The 22,168-nt window shown below is 73.6% G+C and carries 20 protein-coding genes; 9 read left to right on the forward strand and 11 right to left on the reverse strand.

Annotated features, from left to right (window positions below; translation table 11 throughout):
- Positions 1-133 precede the first annotated feature (133 nt).
- Positions 134-1,675 carry a leucyl aminopeptidase gene (locus HZZ00_RS07130; protein ID WP_180331414.1) on the reverse strand — a complete coding sequence of 514 codons (1,542 nt, stop codon included), beginning with the start codon at positions 1,673-1,675 and terminating at the stop codon, positions 134-136.
- Positions 1,676-1,890: 215 nt separating this feature from the next.
- A complete protein-coding gene (locus tag HZZ00_RS07135) occupies positions 1,891-2,676 on the reverse strand; it encodes an adenosylcobinamide-GDP ribazoletransferase (RefSeq protein ID WP_074992100.1) in 786 nt (261 codons plus the stop codon).
- A 63-nt stretch (positions 2,677-2,739) separates the two neighbouring features.
- On the opposite strand from HZZ00_RS07135, the gene HZZ00_RS07140 reads away from it, so the two are divergent.
- Positions 2,740-3,507, forward strand: a complete 768-nt coding sequence (locus HZZ00_RS07140; protein WP_180331415.1) for a hypothetical protein — start codon at positions 2,740-2,742, stop codon at positions 3,505-3,507.
- A 44-nt stretch (positions 3,508-3,551) separates the two neighbouring features.
- Here the strand turns inward: HZZ00_RS07140 and HZZ00_RS07145 are convergent, their stop codons facing one another.
- From HZZ00_RS07145 to cobT, 3 genes are all read right to left on the reverse strand, one after another.
- Positions 3,552-4,280, reverse strand: coding sequence for a hypothetical protein (locus tag HZZ00_RS07145; protein WP_257585703.1), 729 nt, complete (start codon positions 4,278-4,280; stop codon positions 3,552-3,554).
- 24 nt (positions 4,281-4,304) lie between these two features.
- Positions 4,305-6,101, reverse strand: coding sequence for a phosphatidylglycerol lysyltransferase domain-containing protein (locus HZZ00_RS07150; RefSeq protein ID WP_257585705.1), 1,797 nt, complete (start codon positions 6,099-6,101; stop codon positions 4,305-4,307).
- 91 nt (positions 6,102-6,192) lie between these two features.
- Positions 6,193-7,326: a nicotinate-nucleotide--dimethylbenzimidazole phosphoribosyltransferase gene (gene cobT, locus HZZ00_RS07155; protein WP_180331416.1), complete on the reverse strand. Its 1,134-nt coding sequence runs from the start codon at positions 7,324-7,326 to the stop codon at positions 6,193-6,195.
- Positions 7,327-7,451: 125 nt separating this feature from the next.
- On the opposite strand from cobT, the gene HZZ00_RS07160 reads away from it, so the two are divergent.
- Positions 7,452-8,033: a class I SAM-dependent methyltransferase gene (locus HZZ00_RS07160; protein ID WP_180331417.1), complete on the forward strand. Its 582-nt coding sequence runs from the start codon at positions 7,452-7,454 to the stop codon at positions 8,031-8,033.
- Here HZZ00_RS07160 and HZZ00_RS07165 read toward each other — a convergent pair.
- Positions 7,934-9,136, reverse strand: coding sequence for a bifunctional adenosylcobinamide kinase/adenosylcobinamide-phosphate guanylyltransferase (locus HZZ00_RS07165; protein ID WP_180331418.1), 1,203 nt, complete (start codon positions 9,134-9,136; stop codon positions 7,934-7,936). The genes HZZ00_RS07160 and HZZ00_RS07165 overlap by 100 nt on opposite strands.
- Positions 9,137-9,216: 80 nt before the next feature.
- Between HZZ00_RS07165 and HZZ00_RS07170 the strand changes: the two genes are divergently transcribed.
- Positions 9,217-9,429 carry a hypothetical protein gene (locus HZZ00_RS07170; RefSeq protein ID WP_070028659.1) on the forward strand — a complete coding sequence of 71 codons (213 nt, stop codon included), beginning with the start codon at positions 9,217-9,219 and terminating at the stop codon, positions 9,427-9,429.
- A gap of 55 nt (positions 9,430-9,484) precedes the next feature.
- Here the strand turns inward: HZZ00_RS07170 and HZZ00_RS07175 are convergent, their stop codons facing one another.
- The 3 genes from HZZ00_RS07175 to HZZ00_RS07185 form a co-directional block, all read right to left on the reverse strand.
- Positions 9,485-10,555, reverse strand: a complete 1,071-nt coding sequence (locus tag HZZ00_RS07175; protein WP_180331419.1) for a S1C family serine protease — start codon at positions 10,553-10,555, stop codon at positions 9,485-9,487.
- Between the two features lie 56 nt (positions 10,556-10,611).
- Positions 10,612-11,313 carry a bifunctional 2-polyprenyl-6-hydroxyphenol methylase/3-demethylubiquinol 3-O-methyltransferase UbiG gene (locus HZZ00_RS07180; protein ID WP_180333418.1) on the reverse strand — a complete coding sequence of 234 codons (702 nt, stop codon included), beginning with the start codon at positions 11,311-11,313 and terminating at the stop codon, positions 10,612-10,614.
- 83 nt (positions 11,314-11,396) lie between these two features.
- The gene (locus tag HZZ00_RS07185; RefSeq protein WP_180331420.1) at positions 11,397-12,020 is read right to left on the reverse strand and encodes a DUF3043 domain-containing protein; all 624 of its coding nucleotides are present in this window, start codon (positions 12,018-12,020) and stop codon (positions 11,397-11,399) included.
- Between the two features lie 278 nt (positions 12,021-12,298).
- Here HZZ00_RS07185 and HZZ00_RS07190 point away from each other — a divergent pair, with 278 nt between their 5' ends.
- The 5 genes from HZZ00_RS07190 to HZZ00_RS07210 all read left to right on the forward strand — a co-directional run bounded on the left by HZZ00_RS07190 (position 12,299) and on the right by HZZ00_RS07210 (position 18,735).
- Entirely contained in the window at positions 12,299-13,096 is a 798-nt protein-coding gene (locus HZZ00_RS07190; protein WP_180331421.1) for a PspA/IM30 family protein, read from the forward strand.
- Between the two features lie 50 nt (positions 13,097-13,146).
- The gene (locus tag HZZ00_RS07195; protein WP_070028655.1) at positions 13,147-13,425 is read left to right on the forward strand and encodes a hypothetical protein; all 279 of its coding nucleotides are present in this window, start codon (positions 13,147-13,149) and stop codon (positions 13,423-13,425) included.
- A 75-nt stretch (positions 13,426-13,500) separates the two neighbouring features.
- The gene (locus tag HZZ00_RS07200; RefSeq protein WP_180331422.1) at positions 13,501-14,769 is read left to right on the forward strand and encodes a sensor histidine kinase; all 1,269 of its coding nucleotides are present in this window, start codon (positions 13,501-13,503) and stop codon (positions 14,767-14,769) included.
- The gene (locus HZZ00_RS07205; protein WP_180331423.1) at positions 14,766-15,446 is read left to right on the forward strand and encodes a response regulator transcription factor; all 681 of its coding nucleotides are present in this window, start codon (positions 14,766-14,768) and stop codon (positions 15,444-15,446) included. The genes HZZ00_RS07200 and HZZ00_RS07205 overlap by 4 nt, the downstream gene beginning before the upstream one ends.
- Before the next feature lie 187 nt (positions 15,447-15,633).
- Positions 15,634-18,735 (forward strand): efflux RND transporter permease subunit, encoded by a 3,102-nt coding sequence (locus HZZ00_RS07210; RefSeq protein WP_180331424.1) that lies wholly within the window; start codon positions 15,634-15,636, stop codon positions 18,733-18,735.
- Between the two features lie 91 nt (positions 18,736-18,826).
- On the opposite strand, the gene nadA is transcribed toward HZZ00_RS07210, so the two are convergent.
- On the reverse strand, positions 18,827-20,011 hold the full coding sequence (gene nadA, locus HZZ00_RS07215; RefSeq protein ID WP_180331425.1) for a quinolinate synthase NadA: 1,185 nt from the start codon (positions 20,009-20,011) through the stop codon (positions 18,827-18,829).
- 287 nt (positions 20,012-20,298) lie between these two features.
- Between nadA and HZZ00_RS07220 the strand changes: the two genes are divergently transcribed.
- Entirely contained in the window at positions 20,299-20,655 is a 357-nt protein-coding gene (locus tag HZZ00_RS07220) for an iron-sulfur cluster assembly accessory protein (RefSeq protein WP_046421274.1), read from the forward strand.
- A gap of 67 nt (positions 20,656-20,722) precedes the next feature.
- Here HZZ00_RS07220 and HZZ00_RS07225 read toward each other — a convergent pair whose 3' ends face one another.
- The gene (locus HZZ00_RS07225; RefSeq protein WP_257585708.1) at positions 20,723-22,126 is read right to left on the reverse strand and encodes a hypothetical protein; all 1,404 of its coding nucleotides are present in this window, start codon (positions 22,124-22,126) and stop codon (positions 20,723-20,725) included.
- Positions 22,127-22,168 lie beyond the last annotated feature (42 nt).

Here is a 22,168-nt window from a genome sequence, read left to right on the forward strand (position 1 = left end):
GAAACGTACGGGAACGCGCGGACGGAACGCGCACGGAAAGCGGACGGAAAAGGGGCGCGGGCGACCGCGTGAGCGGTCTCCCGCGCCCCTTCGGCCGGGGCCGCGAACCGTGCGACGGGCCGGTGGGCTGGCGTCAGCCCAGGTCACCCTCGGCCGTCAGCTCCGCGAGGCGGACCAGGGTGCGCACCGCCGTGCCCGTGCCGCCCTTCGGCGTGTACCCGAAGGGGCCGCCCTCGTTGAACGCCGGGCCGGCGATGTCGAGGTGCGCCCAGGCGATGCCCTCGCCCACGAACTCGCGCAGGAAGACACCGGCGAGCAGTCCGCCGCCCCACCGCTCGCCGACGTTGGTCATGTCGGCGACCTGGGACTCCAGGCCCTTGGCCAGGTGCTCCGGCATCGGCATCGGCCACGCCGGCTCGCCGACCTCCTCGGCGGCCTCGTACACGGTGGTGCGGAACGCGTCGTCGTTGGCCATGACACCCAGCGTCCGGGTGCCCAGCGCCACCATCATCGCGCCGGTCAGCGTGGCGACGTCCACGATCGCGTCCGGCTCCTCCAGGGAGGCCGCCCACAGCGCGTCCGCGAGCACCAGCCGGCCCTCGGCGTCGGTGTTGAGCACCTCCACCGTCTTGCCGCTGTACATGCGCAGCACGTCACCGGGGCGCACCGCCGAGCCGGACGGCATGTTCTCGGCCAGCGCCAGCCAGCCGGTGACATTGGCCTCCAGGCCGAGCCGGGCCGCGGCGACGACGGCGGCGAAGACGGCGGCTGCGCCGGCCATGTCGCACTTCATCGTCTCGTTGTGACCGGCGGGCTTCAGGGAGATGCCGCCCGAGTCGTAGGTGATGCCCTTGCCGACGAAGGCGAGGTGCCGCTCCGCGTTCGGGTGCGTGTACGCCACCTTGACCAGGCGCGGAGCCGACGCGGAGCCGCCGCCGACGCCGAGGATGCCGCCGTAGCCGCCCTTGGTCAGCGCCTTCTCGTCGAGCACCTGCACCTTCAGGCCGTGCTCCTTGGCCGCGGCCTGCACGATCTGGGCGAACGCCTGCGGGTTGAGGTCGTTCGGCGGGGTGTTGACCAGGTCGCGGGCGCGGTTCAGCTCCTCGGAGACCGCGACGGCGCGGGCGACGGCACCCTTGTGGGCGGCGTCGCGCGGCTTGCCGCCGAGCAGCGCGGCCTCGGCCAGCGGGGCCTTGCCGTTCTTGGCGCGGGCGCCCTTGGCCCCGCCGTTCTCCTTGTACGCGTCGAAGGAGTACGCGCCGAGGAGCACGCCCTCGCCGATCGCCTCGATGGCGCCGGGGCCGTCGACGGGCAGCGCGAACGCGGCCTTCTTGCGGCCGGCGAGCGCACGGGCGGCCGTACCGGCGGCCCTGCGCAGGGTCTCGGCGTCGAAGCCGGGCTCGTCGTCCTCGGCGTCCGGCTCCGCGCCCAGGCCCACCGCCACCAGGAGCGGGGCCTTGAAGCCCGCCGGGGCGGGCAGCTTCGTCAGCTCGCCCTCGGCACCCGAGGCGCCCAGGGTCTCCAGGACGCCGGCCAGCTTGCCGTCGTACGCCTGGTCCACGGCTTCGGCGCCCGGCGCGACGACGGGTCCCTTGGCGCCCTTGGCGACACCGATCACGATCGCGTCGGCCCGCAGGCCGGGCGCCGCGGCGGTGCTGAGAGTCAGAGCAGTCACGGTGGTGAGTTCTCGCTTCCGATGTGAAGTTGCTGTGGCCGAAATGGTGTGGGTCGACCGGGCCCGAGAGCCGACCCTAGGTCCAGGCCTGGGGACACGTGGCATCCGGGGTCTTCACCCTGTCGGCGAACACCCGGCACGAGGTTACGCGTGTGCGCCCGATTGCTCACGCCTGAGGGTGTTTCGGATGTCCGGCCGATGGCGTCGCCGAGCGGTCAGGGCGCGAAGGCCAGCACCACCAGTGCCGTCGTCGCGGCCGTCTCCGCGAGGGCGCCGAACACGTCTCCGGTGAGCCCGCCGAAGCGCCGTACGCAGCGGCGCAGCAGGAGTTCGGCGGCGGCGAGCGCGAGCAGCACGGCGGCCGCGGCACGCCAGCCGCCGTGCGGGCCGAGGGCGGCCCCCCAGCCGGCCGCGGCGGCCGTGCACAGCGCCGTGAGCGCCAGCGCGCCCGGCACCGGCACCACCCCGGCGACCGCCGCGCCGAGTCCCTCCGGCCGGGCGGCCGGCACCCCGGTGCGGGCGGCCAGGGTGAGCGCGAGCCGGGCGGCCACCGCGGAGGTCACCGCGGCCGCCGCGCCCCGCGCCCACGAGTCGCCGAACAGCTGTGCCAGCACGGCGACTTGGGCGAGCAGCACCAGGACCAGGGTGAGTACGCCGAACGGGCCGATGTCCGACTGCTTCATGATGCGCAGCGCGTCCGCGGCGGGCTTGCCGCTGCCCAGCCCGTCGGCGGTGTCGGCGAGCCCGTCCAGGTGCAGGCCCCGGGTCAGCGCGGCGGGGACGGCGACCGAGCCGACGGCGGCGAGCAGCGGGCCCGCGCCGAGGAACAGCAGGACGAGTCCCAGGGCCGCCGCGAGGGCGCCCACGACCAGGCCGACGGCGGCGGCGGCGAGCATGCCCCCGCGTGCCGCCCCGCGGTCCCAGCGGTGCACCCGCACGGGGAGCACGGTCAGGGTGCCGAAGGCGAAACGGAGACCGTCGAACGGGGAGGACGTGCGCATCGGCGCAGGTTACCCGGCGCTCGCGGGCGCCCCGGGGCGAGGCACCGGGGATAAAGTGCGCACATGGGGCACTGGTGGGTGCGGAACATCGTCGAACCGGGCAAGCTCCCGCTGCTGCTCGCCCTCGCCGCCTTCGTCCTGACCTTCGCCGTCACCCGGGTGATCACCCGTCTGATCCGGGCGGGCAGGGGACCGTTCCGCAACGTCAGCGCGGGCGGCCTGCACATCCACCACGCCGTCTTCGGGGTGGTGCTCGTCGTCGTGGGCGGCTTCGGCGCGTTCGCCGGCGACCGGCACGGCGCGGGCGAGGCGATCGCCGCCGTGGTGTTCGGTGTCGGCGCGGGGCTGGTCCTGGACGAGTTCGCGCTGATCCTGCACCTGGACGACGTGTACTGGACCGAGGAGGGCCGCAAGAGCGTCGAGGCGGTGGTGCTCACCGCGGCCCTCGTGGCCCTGCTGCTCGCCGGGTTCGCGCCGTTCGGCGTCAACGACCTCACCGCGCGGGAACTCGCCGACCGGGGCACCGTCCTCGCCAACATCTGCGCCAACTTCGTGCTCTCGCTGATCGCCCTGAGCAAGGGCAAGGCCCGGCTCGCGGTGTTCGGCGCGATCGTCCCGCTGGTCGCGCTGTTCGGCGCGGTCCGGCTGGCCCGCCCGTACTCCCCGTGGGCCCGCCGCTGCTACGGCCGCCGCCCCCGCGCCCGTGCCCGTGCCACCCTGCGCGCCTACCGCCACGACCGCCGCTGGTCCGGTCCCAGCCGCGCCCTCCAGGACTGGATCGGCGGCCGCCCCGACCCGAAGACGCCCCGGCCGCCCGGGGAGCGCCGCTGAGGGTGGTGTCCTCGTGTGGCGGACCGCCGTCGTACCCGCGCCCCTCAGGACCCGACCGGCGGCGGCCCGGCGTCGGCGCGGGGCCGGCCGGGCGGGGGCTGCCGCCGCAGCAGGCCGGCCCCGGGCAAGGCGCGGCGGGCCGCCACCACCAGGCACAGCGAGCCCACGGCCATCAGGGCGGCCAGGTGCTCCTTGCCGGCCAGGTTCTCCTTCAGCAGCACCTCGGCGACCATCGCCACGGTCACCGCGCCCGCCGTGTGATAGGCGCCGTGGCGCCAGGCCACGAACACCGCGAGGCCCACCACGGCCGCCGACGGGCCGGTGTCCACCACCTGCGCGTCCGTCCACGGCAGCCCGAACGGGGCATGCGCGCCCAGCGCGATGCCGACGCGCGCGTACAGGGTCCCGGCGAGCGTGGCGAGGTAGGCGATGACCAGCGTCCGCCACCAGCCCAGGCACAGCTCGGCGATCCCGAACACCAGCAGGATCTGCGCCAGCGCGCCCCACACCGGCAGGTCGAGGGCGGGCACGAACAGCGACAGCGGGGTGCGCAGCAGCCCCAGCCACAGCGGGTCCTCGGCCCGCACCGCGCCGAGGTCCTGCACCAGCCGGAACCCCCACGGCCGGTTCTGCACGAACTGGAGCAGCGCCGTCAGCGACACCGCCGCGGCGGTCACCGGCATCGCCCGCGGGCGATGCCCCGGCAGGGGCCCGCGTACGGTGCCGTACAGCGGTCCCCACTCGGCGCGGGCCCAGCGGGCGAACGATCCCATGCGGTCTTCCCTACCCCGGTACGGTCATCGACGGCCGCCCAGCTGCCTGCGGTGCAGCCACTTGGGCAGCCCCGGCGCCTCCAGGAAGCCCTCCGCGCGGGCCGAGGCGAGGCCGATGCGCGGCAGGTCCGCGCTCTTCTCGAAGAGCAGGAACCGCGGCTCCCAGATGGGCCGGTACTTGGCGTTGGCGCGGTACAGCGACTCGATCTGCCACCAGCGGGAGAAGAAGCTGAGCAGCGACCGCCACAGCCTGAGCACCGGTCCGGCACCCAGGCGCGCCCCCCGTTCGAAGACCGAGCGGAACATCGCGAAGTTCAGCGAGACCTGTGTGATCCCGATCTCCGGGGCGCGCCGCAGCAGTTCGATGACCATGAACTCCATCAGCCCGTTCTCGGCGTCCCGGTCGCGCCGCATCAGGTCCAGCGACAGCCCGTTCGGTCCCCAGGGCACGAACGACAGCAGCGCCCGCGGCCGGCCCCGCGCGTCCGTGCACTCCAGCATCACGCAGCGCCCGTCCTCGGGGTCCCCGAGCCGGCCGAGCGCCATGCTGAACCCGCGCTCGGTCGCGCCGTCCCGCCAGTCGTCCGCGCGCTCGACGAGCAGCGCCATCTCGTGCGCCGGGATGTCCTCGTGGCGCCGGACGCGCACCTCGTACCCCGCGCGCTTCACCCGGTTGTAGGCCTGCCGCACGGTGCGCATCGCCCGCCCCTCCAAGGTGAAGTCGGCGACCTCCACGATCGCCTCGTCCCCGAGTTCCAGCGCGTCCAGGCCGTGCCGGGCGTACACGGTGCCCGCCTCCGCGCTCGCCCCCATCACCGCCGGGATCCAGCCGTGCGCCCGCGTCTTCGCGAGCCACGGCACGATCGCCCCGGGCCAGGCCTCCGGATCGCCCAGAGGGTCCCCGGAGGCGAGGCTCACCCCGCCGACGACCCGGTAGGCGACGGCCGCCTTGCCGGTCGGCGACCACACCACGCTCTTCTCCCGGCGCAGCGCGAAGTAGCCCAGCGAGTCCCGCTCGCCGTGCCGCTCCAGCAGCGCCCGCAGCCGTTTCTCGTCGTCCGCGGTGAGCGGGTCCACGGCCCGCCGGGAGCGGAAGGCGGCGTAGAAGACGGCGAGCACCAGAGCCGTACTGAGCACGTTGATCGCGACATTGGCCCAGTTCGGCGGGGCGATGCCGGGGAAGTGGTGCTCGTCGGCGGAGACCGAGACCAGCCGCAGGGCGCCGAAGTGCCAGCGCTCGAAGAAGGTCGAACGGGCCGCGTCCGGCGCCTCGTTGGTGACCGTCACCAGCAGCCCGGCCAGCAGGGAGGCGGCCGCCCCGCCGCAGACGGCGACCGTGGCCGCGAGCCGGGGGTTGGCGCGGTCGCCCTTGGCGTAGAACTCCCGCCGCCCCACGAGCAGCGCCCCGACGAACGCGGCCGTCAGCACCAGCGAGACCCAGTTCTGCGCGTACCGGTGGATCTCCGGGAACGCCATGGCGAACGCGAACAGCGCGAGGAAGGCGCCGCTGAGCACCAGGTTGAGGATCCACGCGGCGCGCTTGCGGCGCCGCATCGTGATCGCCAGGAACGTGGTGAACACCCCGGAGGCGAAACCGGCGGTCAGCAGGTACGGCGTGAAGAGGTCGTCCTGGTTGTGCCGGCGCACGTCCTGGTAGAGCGAGACCCACACCGCGGTGAGGAAGTTGACGAAGGCGACGGTGCGCAGGTACCAGACGGCGAAGGCGGCGGCCCGCCGGGAGGCCCCGCCGCCCCGCCGCTCCTCCTCGACCGAACCCCCCGCCTCCACGCGCTGCGACACGGCAATTCGGGCATCTCCCATAGCCAAGGATCTTATGGGGGCTGCCGCGGCGAACCGGACTTATCCGGTGAACCGCTTGTAAAACCGGCCAGTTGGGCGGGGGTGGCGCGCCCTACTCCGCGGACCCCTCCGGCCGCCCGCCGGCCTCCGGCTCCTCCTCGCCGCCGGCCTCCTTCCCGCCGTCGGCCTCCCGCTCGTCGTCCGGCTTCTCCGGCAGCTCCGCGGCCAGCGCCGCCGCGGCCTGGACCAGCGGCAGGGCCAGCAGCGCGCCCAGGCCCTCGCCGGTCTTCACGCCCTGCGCCAGCAGCGGCTCCAGCGCCATCCGGTCCAGGGCCTTCGCCTGCCCCGGCTCCCCGCTGTCGTGCCCGGCCAGCCACCAGTCCGGCGCCCGGAAGGCGACCCGCTGCGCGACCAGCGCGCACGCGGTGGTCACCACCCCGTCCAGGATCACCGGCAGCTTCCGCACCGCGCACTGGAGCAGGAACCCGGTCATCGCCGCGAGGTCCGCCCCGCCCACCGCCGCCAGCAGCTGCAACTGGTCCCCGAGCACCGGACGCGCCCGGCGCAGCGCGTCCCGGATCGCCGCGCACTTGCGCATCCACGTCAGGTCGTCGATCGCGTGCCCGCCCCGCCCGGTCACCACGGACGCGTCGGTCCCGCACAGCGCCGCGACCAGCACCGCGGCCGCCGTGGTCCCGCCCACGCTGACGTCGCCGAGCACCACCAGGTCCGTGCCGGAGTCCGCCTCCTCGTCGGCCACGGCCATGCCCGCCCGCACCGCGGCCTCCGCCTCGTCCAGGGTGAGCGCGTCCTCGATGTCGATACGGCCGCTGCCGCGCCGCACCCGGTGCCGGGTGACCTCCTCGGGGAAGGCGTCCGGGGCGCAGTCCAGGGCCATGTCCACGACCCGTACCGGCACCCCGAGCCGGCGCGCGAGCACCGCGGCGGGGCTCGCGCCCTCCAGTACGTCCCGCACCAGCCGCTCGGCGCCGCCCGCGGGCCGCGCCGAGACGTCCAGCGCGGCGATGCCGTGGTCACCCGCGAAGAGGATCAGCCGGGGCCGCTCGACGGGCCGTACCGGTACGGCGTTCTGCGCGGCGGAGAGCCACTCGCCCAGCTCGTCCAGGCGCCCCAGCGCCCCGGCCGGCACGATCTGGCGCTCCCGCCGGGCCTCGGCGTCGCGGCGCACGCCCCCGTCCGGGCGCTCGATCAGATCGGTGAAGTCGTCCAGATCAATCCTGCTCATTCGCCGAACAGTACCGCCCGGGGGCGAAGGTCCCGGCGCCACATCGGCACGATGTCATTGCGTCCTGGATCGGCATCCCATACGTTCCGTTTTGCCGCGAAATGTCGCACAGGGAGTCGCCGTCCATGCCGACCTTCCACCAACGCCGCACGGAACAGCTCCGGCACCGGCTCACCGCCCGCGCCCTGTCCTCGCTGCCGGAGCCGGAGAGCTGGCTGGACGTGGACACCGGCGACGGCCGCTTCCCCGAGGCGGCGAGGAGGCACTTCCCCTACACCAGCTTCGACGGGCTGGACCCGACGGACGGCCTGGAGCGGGCCCTGGCGGCGGACCGGATCGAGGAGGCGTACCGCGGCCGGCTCACGACCCCGGGACTGACGGACCGCCTGCGCTCCCGCTACGACGTCGTCACCATCCTGCGCCCCCCGTCCGACGCCCCCGACGCCGAACTGCGGGCCGCCCTCGCCGTCCTGCGCCCCGGCGGCCACGTCGTCCTGCACCGCGGCTGGGCCCGGATCGCCGCGGGCACCCCCTCGTGCACGGTCCTGCCGCCCACCTGGCGGCTGCCCTTCGGCGGTTTGAGACCCGTGCCCGGCGGTGCCGTCCCCTACCCGCGCAGCACCAACGCCTGTCCGGCGACCACCAGCAGCACCTGCTCGCACTCCGCGCCGAACGCCGCGTTCAGCCGGCCCAGTTCGTCGCGGTAGCGGCGGCCCGACGCCGTCGCCGGCACGATCCCCGAGCCGACCTCGTTCGACACCGCGACCACGGTACGGCGGGTGCGGCGGACCGCCTCCGTGAGCGAGCGCACCCGCTCCCGCAGCGCCTTCTCGCCCCCGCCCGCCCACTCCGCGTCGTCCCACGCCCCGACCTCGTCCATGACATCGGTCAGCCACAGCGACAGACAGTCGATCAGCACCGGCGGTCCGTCCTCGCGGAGCACCGGCTCCAGGTCCGTCGTCTCCGCCGTACGCCACGACCCCGGCCGCCGCTCCCGGTGCGCGGCCACCCGCGCCGCCCACTCGGTGTCCCCGCCCCGGGTGCCGCCGGTCGCCACGTACAGCACGTCCGGGAAGGACTCCAGCCGCCGCTCGGCCTCCACCGACTTGCCCGAGCGCGCCCCGCCGAGCACCAGCGTCCGCCGTGGCACGTCCGGCACCTCCTCGTACGCCCCGACCACCAGCGTCGTACCGTCGGGCACGGCGCGCGCCCCCGCCGCGGCCAGCCGCCGCCGCAACTCCGCCCCCGGCGGCACGTCGTGGTCCAGGTGGACCGCGACGACGTCCGTGGTCGGCCCCGCGGAGCCCACCGCGCGCAGCCGGGCCAGCGCGTCCGGGCGGCCCACCACGTCCGCGAGGACCAGGTGGTACGACTCCGCCGTCCCCGTCTCCAGGCCCGCCGGCGCCCCGCCGGGCGGCAGGTACAGCAGCCGCTGCCCGTCCGGACCGGTCACCGCGTACCCGGTGCCGCCCGCGTCCATCGCCACCGCCCGCACCCGGTGCCCCGTCAGCAGCGCCAGCTCCCGCCCGTCCGGCACCCGCCCCGGCTGCGGCAGCCCGGCTGGCACCTCCACCGGGGGCCCGTCGTGCGGATGGGACAGGAGCACCTGGCGCACACCGGCCAGCGAGTGCCCGGCCCGAGCCGCCGCGAAGGCCGCGCCCGGCGTGAGGTCGAGCAGCAGCGCGCCGTCCACCAGCAGCGCGGTGGCCGCCCGCGCGTCCGGCCCCAGCGCCGTCGCGCAGGCGGCACACGGACAGTCGGGGCGGGGCAGTCCGGCGGGGGCTCCGGTACCGAGCAGAGTCACTTCCACGGAACGATTTTCGCCTGTCCGATCGGGTATTGCGCTTCCGTCTACTCTTCCAGCACGCGTCGCAGCACAAGGAGGCCCACATGACGGCATGGACGTGGCGGTTCGAGAAGGCCGACGGGACGGAGGTCCAGCCCGCGGTCCAGCCCGAGGAGTTCGGCACCCAGGGGGACGCCGAGTCCTGGGTGGGGGAGCACTGGAAGGCGCTGCTGGAGGGCGGCGCGGACCAGGTGCGGCTGTTCGAGGACGGCACCGAGGTCTACGGCCCGATGAGCCTGCACGCCGACGCCGCCTGACCCGCGGTGAGGAGGGGCGCGCCCCCGGAGCCGTGCTCCGGCGCCGCACCCCTCCTCACTGCTCGCCCAGCGTCACCTGTGCCGTCCGCCGCGTCCCGTCCCGCAGGTAGGTCACCGGCGTGCGCCCGCCGGGCCGGCCCGCGGCCAGAGCCTCCTGGAGGGAGGTGATGGTGGTGACGGACCGGTCGCCGACCCGGGTGATGATGTCGCCGACCCGCAGCCCGGCCCGGTCCGCGGGACCGCCGCTCTGCACGGTGACGACGGCCACCCCGGCCGGCTGGAGCCGGTCGTCCACCACGGTCCGCCCGGTGATGCCGAGCGCGGCCCGCCCCGAGTCCACCACCCGGCCCTCGCGCACGATCTGCCCGGCGATGGTGCGGGCCATCGACGCCGGGATGGCGAAACCGATCCCGGCCGCCGCGCTGCCGAGGCCGGGGTCGGCGGCGGCGAGCGTCGGGATGCCGATGACCTGCCCGTCCAGGTTGACCAGGGCGCCGCCGCTGTTGCCCGGATTGATGGCCGCCGATGTCTGCACCATGTTGGCGATGGTGGCGCCGGTGCCCCCGCCGCCGCTGCCCTCGCTCACCGTCCGCCCGGTCGCCGAGACGATCCCCTGGGTCACGCTGGACGACAGCCCGAGCGGCGACCCCATGGCCAGCACGATCTGGCCGACCTCCACCTTCTCGCTGTCGCCGAACACCGCGGGCCGCAGCCCGTCCGGCACCCGGTCCAGCTTGATCACCGCCAGGTCCTGCTGGGGGTAGGAGTACACGAGGGTCGCCGTCAGCGGCTCCTCGCTGCCCGCCGTCGTCACCCGGAAGGTCTTCTCGTCGCCGACCACGTGCGCGTTGGTGACGATGTGCCCCCGGTCGTCGTACACGATCCCGGAACCGAGGTCACGGCTCGCCTCGATCTGCACGACCGACGGCAGCACCTGCCGGATGACCCGCTGGTACGCGCTCTGCAGATCGCCCGCCGCCATCGGCACGGCCGCCGGACTCCCCGTCGCCGCGTCGTGCCGCGCGCCCGGCGCGGCCGGGCCCTCGCAGCCGGTGAGCGCCGTGCAGCACACCAGCAGCAGAACCACGATCATCCGGCGCAGGACAGGAGTACGGGAAGCGTCCATGCCCCGAGTCTGGCCGCGCGGTGATCAGCGGGCCCGCCGTGTTGCCCCGAACGGGCTCAGCCCCGTACTCCGCACAGATGCAGCAGTGCCGCGACCCCCCGGTAGGGGTCCGTGCGGCCGGCCCGCTCCTCGACCGCGAGCAGCGTCTCCAGATCGGCCGGCAGGGCCGCGTCGTCCGCCGCCGTGTCCGTGAAGACCCGGACGCCGTACCAGGCGTGCAGCGGGGCGGCGATACCGGCGAGGGTGGCGGTCAGCTCGGCCAGCCGGTCCGCCCGCACGTCCAGGCCCAGGCGATTGGTGTAGGCGGTGGTGTCGAAGGCGGCCAGGGCACCCGCCCAGTCGCCCGTCAGGCCGGGCCGCATGGCGAGCCCGTCGCCGTTGCGCACCAGCAGCGAGAGCAGCCCGCCGGGCGCCAGCATCCGGGCCAGGCCGGCCACCAGCGGGTCGGGCTCCTCGACGTACATCAGCACACCGTGGCAGAGCACCAGGTCGAAGCTGCCCGGCAGGAAGTGCACCCCGGTGTCCCGGCCGTCGCCCTGCACCAGCCGGACCCGCTCCCGTATGCCCTCCGGCTCCCGGTCCAGCGCCTCGCGCGCGGCGGCGATCATCACCGGGTCCTGCTCGACGCCGGTCACCTGATGGCCGAGCCGGGCCAGCCGCAGGGCCTGCGTGCCCTGGCCGATCCCCACGTCGAGCACCCGCAGCCGCCGCCCGACCGGGAACCGCCCGGCTATCTGCTCGTCGAGCTGCCGCGCCACCAGTTCCTGGCGCACGACATCGCGCAGCCCGCCCACCTTGTCCAGCCAGGAGTGGGCCGCGCCCGAGGTGAAAGCGTCTGCGCTCAGGGCCGCTCTCCGCGCTTGACCTGCGGCTTCGGCAGCCGGAGCCGGCGCATCTGGAGGGAGCGCATCAGGGCGTACGCCACCGCGCCACGGGTGTTGCCGTCGGGGAAGCGCTCCTTGAGCCGCTTCTTCAGCCGGAAGCCGCTGACCGCCGCGTCCAGCACGATCAGGACGATCACCACGGCCCACAGCAGCAGCGCGATGTTCTGCAGCGCGGGCACCCGCACGACGCTGAGCACGAGGATCACGATGGCGAGCGGCAGGAAGAACTCGGCCACGTTGAACCGGGAGTCCACCCAGTCACGGGCGAACCTGCGCACGGGCCCCTTGTCCCGGGCCGGCAGATAGCGCTCGTCGCCGCTGGCCAGCGCCTGGCGCTGCCTCTCCAGCGCCTGCCGGCGCTCCTCGCGCGAACGCTTGGCGGCGTCCTTGCGGGTCGTCGGGGTGTGGGCGACGCTGCGGCGCTGGGACTGGGCCTCACTGCGCTTGGGAGTGGGCCTGCCCTTGGGGGCCTGCGGGTCGCGGGGCTGCTTGGAGAAGTTCACCGGCTTGTCGGCCTGGGGCTTCTCATCCTTGGCACGGCTACGGAACACAAAGACCAAGGGTAAGGGCTCCGGCGGCATGGACCGCAGCCCGAACGGGAACGATCCCGCAACACCGAGCGTCTGTACGACGCAGAGGGGACGTTCCCGTGGATGCGAGCAGCAGCCGGGCGGGGCCCGGTCCGGGCCCGGTTCGGGGGTCGTCTCCTCCCTGCGCCGGAGCGGCACTCTCCGCAGTCGTTCTTGGGGATGAGCGCATCACGCCCCGGACAGTGCGGTAATGGAGGCAGGGCCCGTACTGTGGGTCTTGTCGCAGGATCGGTGAGCTGGAGTCCGTCAGAAGGGGGCGCGCGAAGCCCATGAGCGGTGTCATGAAGCGTATGGGGATGATCTTCCGCGCGAAGGCGAACAAGGCCCTTGACCGGGCCGAGGACCCGCGCGAAACCCTCGATTACTCGTACCAGAAGCAGCTCGAACTGCTCCAGAAGGTGCGCCGCGGCGTCGCCGACGTGGCGACCAGCCGCAAGCGCCTGGAACTCCAGCTCAACCAGTTGCAGCAGCAGTCCGGCAAGCTGGAGGACCAGGGCCGCAAGGCGCTGGCGCTCGGCCGCGAGGACCTGGCCCGCGAGGCGCTGTCCCGGCGTGCCGCGCTCCAGCAGCAGGTGACCGACCTGGAGACGCAGCACGCCACCCTCCAGGGCGAGGAGGAGAAGCTCACCCTGGCGGCCCAGCGCCTCCAGGCCAAGGTGGACGCCTTCCGCACCAAGAAGGAGACCATCAAGGCCACCTACACCGCCGCCCAGGCCCAGACCCGGATCGGCGAGGCCTTCTCCGGCATCTCCGAGGAGATGGGCGACGTCGGCCTCGCGATCCAGCGCGCCGAGGACAAGACCCAGCAGCTCCAGGCCCGCGCCGGCGCCATCGACGAACTGCTCGCCTCCGGCGCCCTGGACGACCCGACCGGCATGGCCAAGGACGACATCGCCGCCGAGCTGGACCGGCTCTCCGGTGGTAGTGATGTAGAGCTGGAGCTTCAGCGCATGAAGGCCGAGCTGGCCGGAGGCACCCAGCAGCAGGCCATCGAGGGCGGCACCGGACAGGGGCAGTCCCAGGCCCAGCAGCAGCCGCAGGACACCCCGCGCTTCGACAAGCAGTAGGTCCTCCGACCAGCGGCAGGACGGCGCCGGGACGAGCCGAGGAGGCCGACGTGATCGTACGGATCATGGGGGAGGGCCAGGTCAGGCTGGACGACTCCCACTTCGCCGAGCTGAACGAGCTGGACGACGAACTGCTGGCCGAGATGGAGGGCGGCGACGAGGAGGGCTTCCGCCGTACCCTCGCCACCCTCCTCGACGCCGTGCGACGGCTCGGGGCGCCGCTCGGCGCCGACGAGCTGGAGCCCTCCGACCTGATCCTCCCGGCGCCGGACGCGTCGCTGGAGGAGGTCCGCACGATGCTCGGCGAGAACGGACTGATCCCGGACTGATCCCGGATCCCGGACCGCGGTGAGGGCACCCTGCACCTGCGCGGCACGGCCCCCGCCCGCCGTACTGTTCCTCACGTGACCCCTCTGGAACGCGCCCGCTGCGAGCTGAAGGCCCACCCCCTCGCCCTGGACGCGGGCCTGGCGGCGGGCGTCCTCGTGTGCATGGTCGCCGGTTCCTTCGCGCTGCCGCACGGCACCGACGGCGTCACCTGGGGCATCCGCACCCCCGCTCCGCTCAGCCTCCTGCTGATGCTGCTCGCCGCCGCCGCCCTCGTCCCGCGCCGCCGCGCCCCGCGCACGGTCCTGGCGCTCACCTGCACCCTCTCCGTCGTGGAGTGCGTCACCGGCGACCCCCGCGCCCCCGTCGCGATGTCCGCCGTCATCGCCCTGTACACCGTCGCCTCGACCACCGACCGCACCACCACCTTCCGCGTCGGCCTGCTCACCATGACCGTGCTGACCGCCGCCGCGATGCTCTTCGGCCCGCTGCCCTGGTACGCGCAGGAGAACCTGGGCGTGCTCGCCTGGACCGGCATCGGCGCCACCGCGGGCGACGCGGTCCGCAGCCGCCGAGCGGTCGTGCGGGCCATGCGGGAACGCGCCGAGCGCGCGGAGCGCACCCGCGAGGAGGAGGCCCGCCGCCGCGTCGCCGAGGAGCGGCTGCGCATCGCCCGCGACCTGCACGACGTCGTCGCCCACCACATCGCCCTGGTCAATGTGCAGGCCGGCGTCGCCGCGCACGTCATGGACAAGCGTCCCGACCAGGCCAAGGAGGCGCTCGCCCACGTCCGCGAGGCCAGCCGCAGCGCGCTCAGCGAACTGCGGGCGACCGTCGGACTGCTGCGCCAGTCCGGCGACCCGGAGGCCCCCACCGAACCCGCCCCCGGACTGAGCCTGCTGGAGGAGCTGGCCGGCACCTTCCGCAGCGCCGGGCTCCCGGTGGAGGTGGCCCGCGCGGACCAGGGCACCCGGCTGCCGGCGGCCGTGGACCTCGCCGCCTACCGGATCGTCCAGGAGGCGCTGACCAACGTGCGCAAGCACGCGGGCGCCGGTGCCAGGGCCGAGGTGAGCGTCGTCCGCGTCGGACCGCACATCGAGGTCACCGTGGTGGACGACGGTTCCGGCGAGAGTGCTCCCGGGAACACCGCTCCCGGGAACGCCGCCCCGGAGGCCGGCGGCGGCCACGGACTGCTCGGCATGCGCGAACGCGTCGGCGCCCTGGGCGGCACCCTCACCACCGGACCCCGCTACGGCGGCGGTTTCCGCGTGCATGCGATCCTGCCCGTCAGCACCACCGACAACCGCATCGAAGGCGGTACGACGGCACCGGGGGAGCCCGTATGACGATCCGTGTCCTGCTCGCCGACGACCAGGCACTGCTGCGCAGCGCGTTCCGGGTGCTGGTCGACTCCGAGCCCGACATGGAGGTTGTGGGGGAGGCGTCCGACGGCGCGCAGGCGGTCCGGCTCGCCAGGGAGCGGCGCCCCGACGTCGTCCTCATGGACATCCGGATGCCCGGCACCGACGGCCTCGCCGCCACCCGGCTGATCGGCGAGGACCCCGAGCTGGCCCAGGTCCGGGTGGTCATCCTGACCACCTTCGAGGTGGACGACTACGTGGTCCAGTCGCTGCGCGCGGGCGCCTCCGGCTTCCTCGGCAAGGGCAGCGAGCCCGAGGAGCTGCTCAACGCCATCCGGGTCGCCGCGGCCGGCGACGCCCTGCTGTCCCCGCCCGCCACGAAGGGTCTGATCGCCCGCTTCCTCGCCCAGGGCGGCCGGGACGACGGCCGCGCCCCGGCCGGCTGCGAGCGGCTCGACGCGCTCACCGGCCGTGAGCGCGAGGTGCTCGTGCAGGTCGCGGGCGGGCACTCCAACGACGAGATCGCCGAACGCCTCGCGGTCAGCCCGCTGACCGTGAAGACGCACGTCAACCGGGCCATGGCCAAGCTGGGCGCGCGCGACCGGGCGCAGCTCGTGGTGATCGCCTACGAGTCGGGGCTGGTCCGTCCGCGGATGGAGTGATCTCCACCCGCGTGTACTGCGCGCGGAGTAGGGGCCCGCCGGGGAAATGGAACCGGGGGCCTACGGTCCGGCCGTCCCGGATGGACCAGGGTGGTGTCGTGGACGCTCCTGTACGTCCCGTCGTCGCTTCCTGCGCGTCCTTTGTGAACGGAAGCGCCCTGCCGCTCACAGAAGAGAGACCCGACCCATGTCCTGGCTGTCCAGATTCAGCCTCGCCCAACGGGCCCTCATAGGGCTCGTGTCGATCGTCGCCCTGGTCTTCGGGCTGATCGCGATACCCCAGATCAAGCAGCAGCTGCTGCCCACCATCGACCTGCCCATGGTCTCGGTGATCGCGCCGTACCAGGGCGCCGCGCCCGACGCGGTCGAGAAGCAGGTGGTCGAGCCGATCGAGAACAGCCTCCAGGGCGTCGACGGCGTCACCTCGGTCACCTCCACCGCGGGCGAGGGCAACGCCGTGATCATGGCGTCCTTCGACTACGGCAACGACACCAAGCAGATCGTCGGCGATGTGCAGCAGGCCGTGAACCGGGCCCGCAACCAGCTGCCGTCCGAGGTCGACCCGCAGGTGATCTCCGGTTCCACCGACGACATGCCGACCGTGGTGCTCGCCGCCACCTCCGACAAGGACCAGCAGGCCCTCGCCGACCAGCTCGACAAGACGGTCGTACCGGCCCTGAAGGACATCGACGGCGTCGGCCGCGTCCAGGTCACCGGCGTCCGCGACCTCCAGGTCACCGTCACCCCCGACGAGGGCAGGCTGGCGAGGAACGGCCTGACCACGGCCGCCCTCGCCCAGGCCCTCCAGGCGGGCGGCGTCGGCGTCCCGGCCGGCTCCTTCGACGAGGACGGCGCCAACCGCAGCGTCCAGGTCGGCGCCGGCTTCACCACGCTGGAGCAGATCAGGGACCTCGGCCTCACCGGCGAGGGCGCCCGCAAGCCCGTACGCCTCGGTGACGTGGCCACCGTCAAGGAGCAGCCGGCCCCGGCCGACTCCCTCACCCGCACCGACGGCCGGCCGAGCCTCGCCGTCAACGTGACCATGGACCACGACGGCAGCGCGGTCACCATCTCCAACGCGGTCAAGGACAAGCTGCCCGACCTGCGCGAACAGCTCGGCTCCGGCGCCCGGCTGACGGTCGTCAGCGATCAGGGCCCGGCCGTCTCCAAGTCCATCAAGGGCCTGACCACCGAGGGCGCGCTCGGCCTGCTCTTCGCGGTGCTGGTCATCCTGCTCTTCCTCGGGTCGCTGCGCTCGACGCTGGTCACCGCCGTCTCCATCCCGCTGTCCGTGGTGCTCACGCTGATCGTGCTGTGGGTCGACGGACTGTCCCTGAACATGCTCACGCTGGGCGCGCTGACCATCGCCATCGGCCGGGTCGTGGACGACTCGATCGTGGTCCTGGAGAACATCAAGCGGCACCTCGGCTACGGCGAGGAGCGCCGGGCGGCGATCGTCGAGGCGGTGCGCGAGGTGGCCGGCGCGGTCACCTCCTCCACCCTCACCACGGTCGCGGTGTTCCTGCCGATCGGCCTGGTCGGCGGCATGGTGGGCGCCCTGTTCGGCTCGTTCAGCATCACGGTGACGGCGGCCCTGCTGGCCTCGCTGCTGGTCTCGCTGACGGTGGTGCCCGTCCTGTCGTACTGGTTCCTGCGCGCCCCCAAGGGCACCCCCGAGGACGCGGCGGAGGCCCGCCGCCGGGCCGAGGAGAAGGAGGCGGGCAGCCGCCTCCAGCGCGCCTACGTCCCCGTGCTCCGGTTCGCCACCCGCCGCCGCCTCACCAGCGTGCTGATCGCGATCGTCGTCCTGGTCGTCACCTTCGGGATGTCCGGCCTGCTCAAGACGAACTTCTTCGACCAGGGCGAGCAGGAGGTCCTCACGATCAAGCAGGAGCTGAAGCCCGGCACCAGCCTGGCGGCGACCGACGCGCAGGCGAAGAAGGTCGAGAAGCTGCTCGCCGCCACCGACGGTGTCAAGGACTACCAGGTCACCGTGGGCTCCTCCGGCTTCATGGCGGCCTTCGGCGGTGGCACCGACACCAACCAGGCGTCCTACCAGGTCATGCTCAAGGACTCGAAGTCCTCCGACGCGGTGCAGCGGCACCTGGCGGACGGTCTTGAGAAGCTCAAGGGCATCGGCACGACCCAGGTGTCCGCCGGCGGCGGCTTCGGCAGCCAGAACCTCAGCGTCGTGGTGAAGGCCGCCGACCCGGTGGCGCTGCGCACGGCCGCCGAGCAGGTCCGCTCCGCCGTGGCCGGCCTGGACGGCGTCACCGACGTCACCAGCGACCTCGCCACCAGCGTGCCCCGGATCTCGGTGACCGCCGGCGCCAAGGCGGCGGCGGCCGGTTTCGACAACCAGAAGCTGGGCGCCGCGGTGGCCCAGGCGGTGCGCGGTACGACGGCGGCGAAGGCGACGCTGGACGACACCGAGCGCGACGTTGTCATCAGGTCCGCCAAGCCGGCCACCACCCTGGCCCAGCTGAGGAACCTGCGCCTCGGCCCGGTGAGGCTCGGCGACATCGCCACGGTGAAGCTGGTGGACGGCCCGGTCTCGCTGACCCGCATCGACGGTCAGCGCGCCGCCACGATCACGGCCAAGCCGACCGGTGACAACACGGGCGCGGTCAGCACCGAGCTCCAGTCGAAGATCAAGGCCCTGAAGCTCCCCGCGGGCGCCACGGCCCGGATCGGCGGCGTCACCTCCGACCAGAACGACGCGTTCAAGAACCTCGGCCTGGCCATGCTGGCGGCCATCGCGATCGTCTTCATGCTGCTGGTCGCGACCTTCCGCTCGCTGGTCCAGCCGCTGATCCTGCTGGTCTCGATCCCGTTCGCGGCCACCGGTGCCATCGGTCTGCTGATCCTCACCGGCACCCCGATGGGCGTTCCGGCGATGATCGGCATGCTGATGCTGATCGGCATCGTGGTCACCAACGCGATCGTCCTGATCGACCTGATCAACCAGTACCGGTCCCAGGGGTACGGCGTCGTCGAAGCCGTGGTCGAGGGCGGCCGGCACCGGCTCCGCCCCATCCTGATGACCGCCCTGGCCACGGTCTTCGCCCTGCTGCCGATGGCCCTGGGCGTCACCGGCGAGGGCGGCTTCATCGCCCAGCCGCTGGCGGTCGTGGTGATCGGCGGTCTGATCACGTCCACTCTGCTGACCCTGCTGCTGGTCCCGACGCTCTACGCGATGCTGGAACTCCGCAAGGAGCGCCGGGCCGGGAAGAAGGCGGCCAAGGGGCAGCGGACGGCCGCGGCCGAGCCGGACCTGGCCCGGGTCTGAGCACCGGCCCGGCACGGAGCCGCGACGGCGCGACGCCCCGCACCCGGTGAGGAACCGGGTGCGGGGCATCGTCGTACGGGGACGCCGGCGGCTACGGAAGCGCCAGCATCCGCTCCAGCGCCAGCTTGGCGAACGCCTCGGTCTCCTTGTCGACCTGGATGTGGTTGACCAGGTTGCCCTCCGCGAGGGACTCCAGGGTCCACACCAGGTGGGGGAGGTCGATGCGGTTCATGGTGGAGCAGAAGCAGACCGTGCGGTCGAGGAAGACGATCTCCTTGCCCTCCGGAGCGAAACGGTTCGCCAGGCGGCGGACCAGGTTCAGCTCCGTGCCGATGGCCCACTTGGAGCCGGCCGGGGCGGCCTCCAGGGCCTTGATGATGTACTCGGTCGAGCCGACGTGGTCCGCCGCGGCGACGACCTCGTGCTTGCACTCCGGGTGGACCAGGACGTTCACGCCGGGGATGCGGGCGCGCACGTCGTTCACCGAGTCGAGGCTGAAGCGGCCGTGCACCGAGCAGTGGCCGCGCCACAGGATCATCTTCGCGGCGCGCAGCTCGTCCGCGGTCAGCCCGCCGTTGGGCTTGTGCGGGTTGTAGACCACGCAGTCGTCCAGGGACATCCCCATGTCACGGACGGCGGTGTTGCGGCCGAGGTGCTGGTCCGGCAGGAAGAGCACCTTCTCGCCCTGCTCGAACGCCCAGTCCAGCGCGCGCTTGGCGTTGGAGGAGGTGCAGATCGTGCCGCCGTGCTTGCCGGTGAAGGCCTTGATGTCGGCGGAGGAGTTCATGTACGAGACGGGGACCACCTGCTCGGCCACCCCGGCCTCGGTCAGCACGTCCCAGCACTCCGCGACCTGCTCCGCCGTCGCCATGTCGGCCATGGAGCAGCCGGCCGCGAGGTCCGGCAGGACGACCTTCTGGTCGTCGGAGGTGAGGATGTCCGCCGACTCGGCCATGAAGTGCACACCGCAGAAGACGATGTACTCGGCCTCCGGGCGCGCGGCCGCGTCCCGGGCGAGCTTGAAGGAGTCGCCCGTGACGTCGGCGAACTGGATCACCTCGTCGCGCTGGTAGTGGTGACCGAGCACGAACACCTTGTCGCCGAGCTTCTCCTTGGCGGCACGGGCGCGCTCCACCAGGGCGGGGTCGGACGGCGAGGGCAGATCGCCGGGACACTCGACACCCCGCTCGCTCTTCGGGTCGGCCTCACGGCCGAGCAGGAGCAGGGCGAGCGGAGTCGGCTGCACGTCGAGCTCCGGGGTCTGGGCGGTGGTCACGGCACGCACCCTTTCTACTTTTCGTCTATCTGACGTTATCTATCATAACCGCTTCACGTCAGTTTGACGATGGCCATCGCGTCCATGTGACGTGAATCCCGGAGGGGGCGTCCCGGAGGTGTCCCGGATCCCTCGTCGGGCCGCTGTCCGCGCGGGCGGGCATGTGCGAGCATGAAGAGTCAGAAGGCAAAATCGCGACCACGTGACGCCCGGCCCGGAATGAATCCTCGGAAGCGCCGGTTGCACTCGTCGGCAAGCAGTCTCCGTACAACCCGGGAGAGATGTAGATGTCCGTATCGGACGAGACCACAACCGTCAGCGACGGCATCATCCTGACCGACGCCGCCGCGGCCAAGGTCAAGGCCCTGCTCGACCAGGAAGGCCGCGACGACCTCGCGCTGCGTGTCGCCGTCCAGCCCGGCGGCTGCTCCGGTCTGCGGTACCAGCTGTTCTTCGACGAGCGCTCGCTCGACGGCGACGTGGAGAAGGACTTCGGCGGGGTCAAGGTCGTCACCGACCGGATGAGCGCTCCGTACCTGGGCGGCGCCACCGTCGACTTCGTGGACACGATCGAGAAGCAGGGCTTCACGATCGACAACCCGAACGCGACCGGCTCCTGCGCCTGCGGCGACTCCTTCAGCTGAGCCGGCCCGACGGCCTGATGCACAAGGCGGCGGCCCCCATGCCGGGGGCCGCCGCCTTCGTCGTCGGCTAGCGCGTTTGCGCCTGCGGCCGCAGCGCGCCCGGCTTGGCGCGGGGGATCGGCCGCCCGTCCGCGCCGACCACCGTGCGGCCGTCCAGCGGCGCCCCGAGCCGCACGGTGCGCACCAGCTCCTTGGCGATCATCGGGCACACCCTGCCCTCCTGCCGGTGCTCGGTGACCGTGACCTCCACCCGGTCACCGCTCTCCCGGGCCGCCGCCGTGTAGTCGGCGCACACTCCGCCGTAGAAGCCGACGGTGAGGGACCGGCCGTCGGCCGTGTAGCCGTTCACCTTCACCGAGCCGGCGGGCGAGGACGCCAGAGAGCGGGGGTCGACCGCCGGGTACGACACCGTCCCCGAACCGCGGGTCTCGAACAGCCAGGACGGTACGAGGGTCTGGCGGCCGCCGACCGGGTACGCGGCCAGGCCGAACACCGCCTTCTCCACCGTGACCGTCCCGGACGTCCCGGAATCCGCGCCGCACGGCTGCTCCAGCCGCGTCGCGAACCGCCCCGGGCTCGCACAGCCGCCGGGGCCCATCCGGTGGTCGCCCTTCGGCGCCGCGTTCATCCGGGCCAGGGTCTTCTCCGCGCTCAGCACGGGGTACGTCGCCCCCTTCACCGGCGTCGCCAGCAGGCCGTGCCCGCCGACCACGTCGCCCCCCTTGCCGATCGTCAGCCCGGTGGACCAGCCGGTCGTGGGCAGCCCGCCCACCACCGGATCGGCGTTCACCACCCGCTGGAGCCCCATGACCTGGCTCGCGTCGGTCCGCGCGCCGTCCAGGCCGGCCGCCCTCAGCACCGGCGCCGCAGCCTTCCGGGCCACCGCCGCGCTCACCGGCGCCCCCGTGGGACCGACCGGGCCGGGGTTGCACCGCGGGCCCTTGCGGCAGTCGTCGGTGCCGGGCGCGTACCGGCTGAACGTCCAGCCGCCCGGCGCGTCCCGGCTCACCCGGAGGCTCGGCCCCGAGCCGTCCTTGCCGCCGACCCGCCAGGACCGCCCCTCGGCCACGGGCGTCCCGGTCACCCCGAGCGCCTTCGCCAGCCGGACCACCCGGTCCGCGCCGACCCCGGTCCCCGGCCCGTACACCGGCGCCGCGGCGGGCCCGTCCGGCAGGGCGCCCCGCGCCACGTAGTGGGCGCCGTACGGGTCCGGCTGCTCGTCCAGGGCGAGCGGCGGGGGAGGGGTGGCGTCCCGCCCGGACGCCGCCGGGGCGCCGCGGTGGTCCGGTCCGTCGCTCGCCGCCACGTACGCGCCACCGCCACCGACCAGCAGCACCGCGGCCGCCACGGACAGGACGACGGCGCGCGGGCCGCGCCGCCCGGTTCGTCCCGCCTCGTCCCGCGCCGCCTGCTCGTGCGCCACCTCGGGGTCGTCCCCGCTCCCGCAGTTCCCCGGCCGCTCCGTGTTCACCGCATCGCTCCTCGCCGTGTCCTGTCCCGTGTCCCCCGCCGG

It is taken from the genome of Streptomyces sp. NEAU-sy36 (genome assembly GCF_013423905.1).
Lineage (GTDB): Bacteria > Actinomycetota > Actinomycetes > Streptomycetales > Streptomycetaceae > Streptomyces > Streptomyces misionensis.